Below are 430 nucleotides of genomic sequence, written 5' to 3'. Positions count from 1 at the left end.
GTTTAATATATTTCATTGTATTCAGTTTCGGTGCACCTGTAATCGAACCACAAGGAAATAACGATGTTAAAATTTGAGTTAAGTCTGTATTAATTTTTAAAGTTCCACTTACCATCGAAGTCATTTGAAATACAGTTTTATATGCCTCAATAAAAAATAGTTTATACACCTTAATTGAGCCACTCTGTGATATTCTCCCTATATCGTTTCTTAGTAAATCAACAATCATGACATTTTCTGCACGATCTTTCGAAGAAGTTTGCAATGTTTTATAATACTGTTGATCTTCAGCTTCCGTTTTACCTCTAGGCATTGTCCCTTTCATCGGTTTGCTTATGATAACGTTATCGACATTGTTAAATTGTCCTTTTTGAAAAAATAATTCTGGTGAGATAGACGCTACTTGGATTTCATCAGTTTGTAATAACGC

At 32.3% G+C, this 430-nt stretch carries 1 protein-coding gene; it reads right to left on the bottom strand.

Annotated elements, in window-relative coordinates; genetic code table 11:
* On the bottom strand, positions 1 to 430 hold a 430-nt coding region (locus tag CKW40_RS46275; RefSeq protein WP_179298326.1), incomplete at both ends, for a chorismate-binding protein.

The sequence above is a fragment of the Mesorhizobium carmichaelinearum genome (assembly GCF_900199455.1).
In the GTDB taxonomy this organism is placed as follows: Bacteria; Pseudomonadota; Alphaproteobacteria; order Rhizobiales; family Rhizobiaceae; genus Mesorhizobium; species Mesorhizobium carmichaelinearum.
This window is presented reverse-complemented; position numbering and strand designations above follow the sequence as displayed.